This window comes from Neptunicoccus cionae (assembly GCF_014643735.1).
Classification (GTDB): Bacteria; Pseudomonadota; Alphaproteobacteria; order Rhodobacterales; family Rhodobacteraceae; genus Amylibacter; species Amylibacter cionae.
In genome coordinates this window covers 1-5,881 of the sequence record NZ_BMKA01000016.1, presented here as the reverse complement: position 1 = coordinate 5,881, position 5,881 = coordinate 1, and the positions used below count along the sequence as shown (strand labels likewise).

The 5,881-nt window shown below is 54.5% G+C and carries 4 protein-coding genes and 1 pseudogene; 3 read left to right on the top strand and 2 right to left on the bottom strand.

Features of this window, described 5'->3' with window-relative positions; translation table 11 throughout:
• Window positions 1-853 precede the first annotated feature (853 nt).
• Entirely contained in the window at window positions 854-2,917 is a 2,064-nt protein-coding gene (locus IEX10_RS19805) for a LuxR C-terminal-related transcriptional regulator (RefSeq protein ID WP_229678660.1), read from the bottom strand.
• Window positions 2,918-3,011: 94 nt separating this feature from the next.
• Between IEX10_RS19805 and IEX10_RS19800 the strand changes: the two genes are divergently transcribed.
• From IEX10_RS19800 to IEX10_RS19790, 3 genes are read left to right on the top strand one after another with little or no spacing between them, the layout of a single operon-like run.
• A complete protein-coding gene (locus IEX10_RS19800) occupies window positions 3,012-3,461 on the top strand; it encodes a nuclear transport factor 2 family protein (RefSeq protein WP_308420721.1) in 450 nt (149 codons plus the stop codon).
• Entirely contained in the window at window positions 3,461-4,633 is a 1,173-nt protein-coding gene (locus tag IEX10_RS19795; RefSeq protein ID WP_188679027.1) for an MFS transporter, read from the top strand. The genes IEX10_RS19800 and IEX10_RS19795 overlap by 1 nt, the downstream gene beginning before the upstream one ends.
• 2 nt (window positions 4,634-4,635) lie before the next feature.
• Window positions 4,636-5,181 (top strand): amino acid synthesis family protein, encoded by a 546-nt coding sequence (locus IEX10_RS19790; RefSeq protein ID WP_188679025.1) that lies wholly within the window; start codon window positions 4,636-4,638, stop codon window positions 5,179-5,181.
• A gap of 230 nt (window positions 5,182-5,411) precedes the next feature.
• Here IEX10_RS19790 and IEX10_RS19785 read toward each other — a convergent pair.
• Window positions 5,412-5,636: pseudogene (locus tag IEX10_RS19785) on the bottom strand (integrase); the annotation flags it as partial.
• Between the last annotated feature and the right edge of the window lie 245 nt (window positions 5,637-5,881).

The following is a 5,881-nucleotide window of genomic DNA, read 5'->3' as shown; positions in this document are numbered from 1 at the left end:
CCGAAGCTTCCTGGGTGCCCATCATCGCAAAATCCTCCCCCATCCTACAATAACAAGTGAATCAAAGGACTTGCTGCAAAGCAACAAAGACTTTTTCAACAAAATGGGCGGAAACCGGACCTTAGCCGCACCTGCACACACCTTTCTGCAGATCGGTGAAAGCGGCCATTCAAGCCGTTGCAGACCGAAGCCCCCATGCTGCGCTGGACGCCGAGGTCGGCTGTGCGCAGATAGCGAGCTTTGCAAAGTTTGGAGATTTCCCGAAAGCGGCCTTTCGTGTAGGGTGCAGCGAAAGCCGGGTGAGAGCCCGAGTCGGCCATTGTGATTTTGTGCTGCGTGCGCTCGCAGCGTGAAAAATGCTGCATGAGCGAAAAAGTTCGTGCTGCCGCGCAGCGGTTCAACCGGCCATTCGTGGATGTCGCGGCATCGATCAGGTGTCGAATTTACAAGATGCGGACATTCCGGACGTTGACATTTTACAATGTTGCTGACGCAGCATTTGTTTGTAGTTGCGGCAGAATATACACTGCATTGCAGCAGATGTCGCCAGACCGGCCATTCGCAAGCATCATTTTCGCCCGAATCGAGATCGCACTTTCGCCGCACGGTGCCCGGGCACGAAAGTTGCGGACCAAGCGGGCTTTCGCTGCAGTCGCGCCTACGGCCGCTTTCGATCCCAGGATTTGCTGTGAATAGCACCTCCTGCTGGAATCCCGCTAAGAACTGAAGCGAATGTCGGTTAACAATTTGCAGCCGTGAAGCCTCATTGAGATGTGAATGGAATCTCGAACTGCTTGGATGGTCCAAATTACTTTGGCTGCCAGACTCTTGGGTCAGCAATCCACGGTCAGTCTCATATGATCCCGGCATTCTGCATCGCAGCTTCCAATTTTCTCATATCCGCGTCATCTTTAAATGGTCTCGCGCGAGCCTCGTACCGCACTGAGGAGATTTGAACGCTGGCACGGTACCTTTCAACGGTTGTGTAGTGTTCCGCATCGCCAATGATTGCTTGACAGCAGGCGAGCCATACCAATTCCCAAGCGAGTGGTTTCTCAATTACCTTGAGGTTTGCAATCGCTAAATCATGTTGGCCCGTGTGAAAATAGGCATGACCGAGCATCCCTCTTTGACGGTCGGCATGAAGCGGGTCAAGCTTGATCGCGCGTTGGAAGAGTTCGATCGCAGCTTCAAAGTCTCCTGAGTAGAATTTGCCCAATGCCGCGCGGGAGACAACATATGAATCATATGGGGCTGCTTCCATAGCCCTGTCAAAGCTGGCCGCGGCTATGTCATGCTGTCGATTATAGAGTGCCACCACGCCCCAAACTGTCTGCGACCAAGGGTCCTGAGGCGCGAGAACCACTGCCGTTCGGGCATGTTTTTCGGCGATGTCGAGAAGGTCCAAACGGTCGCTGTTCCAAAACCATTCTCGAACAAATGTGATTGCCAGTGCTGCGCGGGCGCGCGCGAAATCCGTATCTAGATCGAGTGCGGTCTCAAAGTGCTGGCGGGCCATTAGAAAGCCTCCGGAGCCATGCAGATGATGCAGCTCTAACCCTTCGAGAAAATGATCCATTGCGGATTGGCTCTTCGATCTACGGGCTTTTGCGGCGTCCAAGAGCTGTCGTTCAACGCCAGTCCCTATGGCGGCGCAAAGGCGGGTGAGCAAGCTTTCGAACAGAGCGTTGGTATTGCTGTCGGGCGAGGTGAACAGCTCGTTCCATATCGGTGCAGGGCGTCCCGCCTCGTGTAAGGTCGGTGCAATTCGGTATCCGCCATCGGGAAGGCCACGGATCGAACCCGAAACGATAAGCCGAGCGCCCAGCAGTTCGGCGGTTTGCATCGGGGTCATGTGTGCAACCTTGGATGAAAAACTCGACGCCGGATCAATGATGCGAAAGAGCGGGCTGCTGGCCAACTCCATAGATATGGACGATGCCAGTCTTCGCCCAATCGCGGGCGCCGTCGCATCGTCCTCATCGATGGCCCGAAAGGGTAAGATGGCAAGGAGAGGCAGCTCACTAATACTGTCTGATGCGCTGGGTATGTCACTGTTTTCGATATGCAGTTTGCCGCCCGGTTGGCTGCGCGCATTTTCAATTGCGATGGCGGCTTGATCCGCAAACAGCTGCGCAAGTTCGAGCGTGCGGTCATCAAAGGGATGTAACCGCGTCCGGTAAACCGTGAAAGCGCCCAGCAATTTGTCACCCCACATGATCGGAATGGCCACAAAAGATCGCGCCTGTCCCAAATCCGCGGTGGCAATCCGTAAGGGCGCGCCTTCTTGATAGATATTCTCGCCGCGCACATCGGTGATATTGACCGTCGTTAGCCTTGTTGCCACGCGACCCAGACCAGTTTCGGGGTCGGCGGCAAAAATGCCCTGTTCTTCTAACCATCCGCCAAATATGGGTGTGATGTTGCGCGATTGTTTGGCGCGGAAACGCAGATCGCCGTGATATTCGAACAATATACCGAACTCCGCCTCGCAAATCTCCAGTGCGTGATCCAACACGGCACCGATTACGGCATCAAGGCTGTGACCTTGCTGACTTATGATCCGCAGGACCCGCGCCAGAATACGTTCACGCCGCACAGCCTCGTCTAGCTCCAGCGAAAGCTCGGCGATCAAATCCGCATCATTGCGCTGCGTTGGCGATGTGGCGCCTGTCTGTGCATCGAGGGTCTGGGTTAATTCTGTGCGGGAAGTTACACCCAGCTTTCGGTAAACCGTCCGAAGATGGGTCCGCACGGTCGAAGGGGCGATCCCAAGCGTACGTGCGATCTCTTTGTAATTCTGTCCGTCCACATAGGCCGTCGCAACCTCATGCTCTCGGTCGCTGAGCGCCTCTTTCGCTTGCTCCATCATCGCCTTCTTCGCTGTATTCCCCAGAACATAGTCGCGATACCACATTCCTACCACATCAACTGATACATCTGGACGATACCAATGGCTGTCGCTGAGAGCTACGCTGAAATTATAGCAACGACCTGTGCCGCGGCAGAATTTGGGCGACACATTATTTCAACAAGGAGAAACAGAGATGACTATTGCCAAGACAGCGACCGCATTTTTTGAAGCTTGCGAAACCGGAAAAGGCGCGGAGGTTTGCCAGCAATGGTTTCATCCTGAAGCCACCTTTTCGTGCCAGGCAGATGCCTTGACCGACATCACAAAGCTGGCGGCCTATGCAGACTGGATGAAGGGGCTTTTGACGCCAATTCCGGATGGTCGCTACAAGCTAACGGCCTTCGCTGTGGACAAAGCGCGCGGCACAGTTGTCGCGGCGGCCGAATTTCACGGCACACAGACCGGCGAAGGTGGTCCCGTTTCACCAACGGGCAAAGCCGTCATTTCAGATTACGCGTACGTCATGAAATTTGACGGAGACAAGATCAAACACATGACCAAGGTTTGGAACGATGTGCATGCTCTTCGCGGACTTGGCTGGGCGTAATGCGTTGGCGTATTCTTGGGCTGTTGTTTCTGGCCCGCATCGGGCTTGGGTTTCAGTTCCAGACTGTGGCTTCAGTAGGTGACGACTTGGTTGTCGCATTCGGCCTCGACTACACTGGGATCGGTTTTCTGATCGGCCTTTTCATGGCACCGGGTCTCGTTTTGGCTCTCCCTGCTGGATACTGGGGACGCTTCGTCTCAGATCGCATTATGGTTGTTTTTGGTTTGGGTGCGCTGGCTTTGGGGGGGCTCGTGTCATCACAGGCTGTGGAAAGCTGGACAGTTGGGCTCGGCCGCATCTTTGCGGGGGCCGGTTTTTTGTTCACCACGCTCTATTTCACCAAAATGGTCGCCGACTGGTTTGAAGGGCGCGAAATTGCAACGGCAATGAGCATTCTTGTCATGAGCTGGCCCTTTGGCATTGCGATGGGTCAGGTCGGGCACGCGTGGCTTGCTGTGACCTACGGCTGGCAAGTCCCGTTTCAGGCCGCCGCTGTGTATTGCCTGATCGCTGCATTGGCGGTTTTCGCATTCTACAGAGCACCCCATGATTTGCCACCCCTGAAAGACGGGTCAGCGGCACGTTTGACGCGCCAAGAATGGCGATTGACCCTGTGTGCTGCCGTTGCCTGGGGCGTGTTCAACGCGGCTTATGTCACCTATCTTTCGTTTGGACCAAAGGTTTTGGAAGACCTTGGTCAAACGGCCATCGCAGCCGCTGGCATGATCAGCATCGGCAGCTGGATCATGGTCGTATCTGGTGCAGTTTGCGGGCAGATCGTGGATCGTGTTGGGGGCCGGAATGTTGTTTTGACTGTCTGCATGGGCGGCGCGATTGTAGCGCTATTGCTGTTGAGCAGGCCAGGTGCCGGCCTAAGCGCAAGTTTGTTGTTTGGCTTGCTTGGCATGGCTCCGGCGGGCGTGATCGTGGCATTGGCCGGACAAGCCCTGCGTCCTCAGGTTCGAGCCTTTGGCATGGGCATATTCTTTACGGTATATTACGCGATCATGTTGGTCATACCTCCTGTTGCTGGCGCAATACGAGATGCAACAGGAAACGCTCAGGGCCCTATATTGCTTGCCATCGCTTTGTTCGCCTCGGTTGTGCCGCTCTCACTCATGTTCGAGTCTTTCAAAGAAACCCAACACCTAAGTTTGAAGAAGGAAGCTTGATCATGGATGTTCGAAAAACAGTTTTCACCAAGGAAATCATTGTTGCCGACGAAATGGGCAAGCCGTGCCACCCGATCACGCGCGCCGCTGCTATGGCTATTGTTCGAAACCCCTTTGCCGGGCTTGATCAAGATGACCTTTCGCAATTATTCGACGTTGGTGCCAAGCTTGGACAATCTTTGGCGGCGGAGCTTGTCAAAATGCTTGAGGGGCCACCAGTTTGCTACGGTAAGGCCGCACTTGTCGGCTCTTCAGGCACGATGGAACACGGGGCCGCAATGTTGCACCCTAAGCTTGGTAAGCCTGTGCGCGCCGCTGTCGGAGGTGGCAAATCCTTAATGCCATCAAACCACAAAGTTGGGGCATTGGGCGGTAGTATCGATCTCCCACTTGGGCACAAAGACGAGGCATGGTCCTTTGATCATATAGACACGATGACCTTGTGGGTGCCTGACGCACCGCGCGCAGACGAAATCATTCTTTGCCTCGGAATGTCAGACGGAACCCGCGCGCACCCGAGGGTTGGCAAAGGCCCAAATCAAGCCTGATAGGCTGAAAGCGATTTTCGGAACTTTCCCATAACGGCCATTTGAAGCAAACGCAGCATTCGGCAAAATGGGCTCGCTCTTCGTTTTCGCCGCAACATGATCCTACGTATGTTCTAAATTGGCGAACGGCAGGACCGTCCGCCAACTTCGTTCAGATGTCGATTCGTTCAGCGATGCTTAACGCATCTTCCAGTTCAACGCCTAAATAGCGCACGGTGCTATCGATCATCTTTGACCAAATCGATCACGCTGAGTTTGACCAGATCGCAGCCACGCAGCTTGCTATCAATCGCAACGTTAAACAGCGCCAGATCACGAAGAACACCTGCAAGTTCGAGCCTTGCGCGGATGGCCCATACTTGTTTGGCAAGCAACGGTCGTTTCTGACCGATGATCCGACCTTTGTTCCATGCTTTGCGCTTCGGGGTCACTGCTGGAAGTTGCACTCTTGGCATAATATGCCCTCCAATCCTCCCTCCATGCCCAGACGTCAGCACAGCGCTGACGACCAGAACATAGCATCGGGTTGAATGGCCGTTCTCAGACGCGCTTTAAATGCGGTATTTCTGCCGGTGCGTAAGGCCGCTACGAGCCTATTTTGTTGAAAAAGTCTTTGTTGCTTTGCAGCAAGTCCTTTGATTCACTTGTTATTGTAGGATGGGGGAGGATTTTGCGATGATGGGCACCCAGGAAGCTTCGG

What these genes read in the sequence shown, in the direction of transcription:
- IEX10_RS19805 (WP_229678660.1), bottom strand. Translation starts at nt 2,917, where the DNA reads ATGTGGTATCGCGACTATGTTCTGGGGAATACAGCGAAGAAGGCGATG.
- IEX10_RS19795 (WP_188679027.1), top strand. Translation starts at nt 3,461, where the DNA reads ATGCGTTGGCGTATTCTTGGGCTGTTGTTTCTGGCCCGCATCGGGCTT.
- IEX10_RS19790 (WP_188679025.1), top strand. Translation starts at nt 4,636, where the DNA reads ATGGATGTTCGAAAAACAGTTTTCACCAAGGAAATCATTGTTGCCGAC.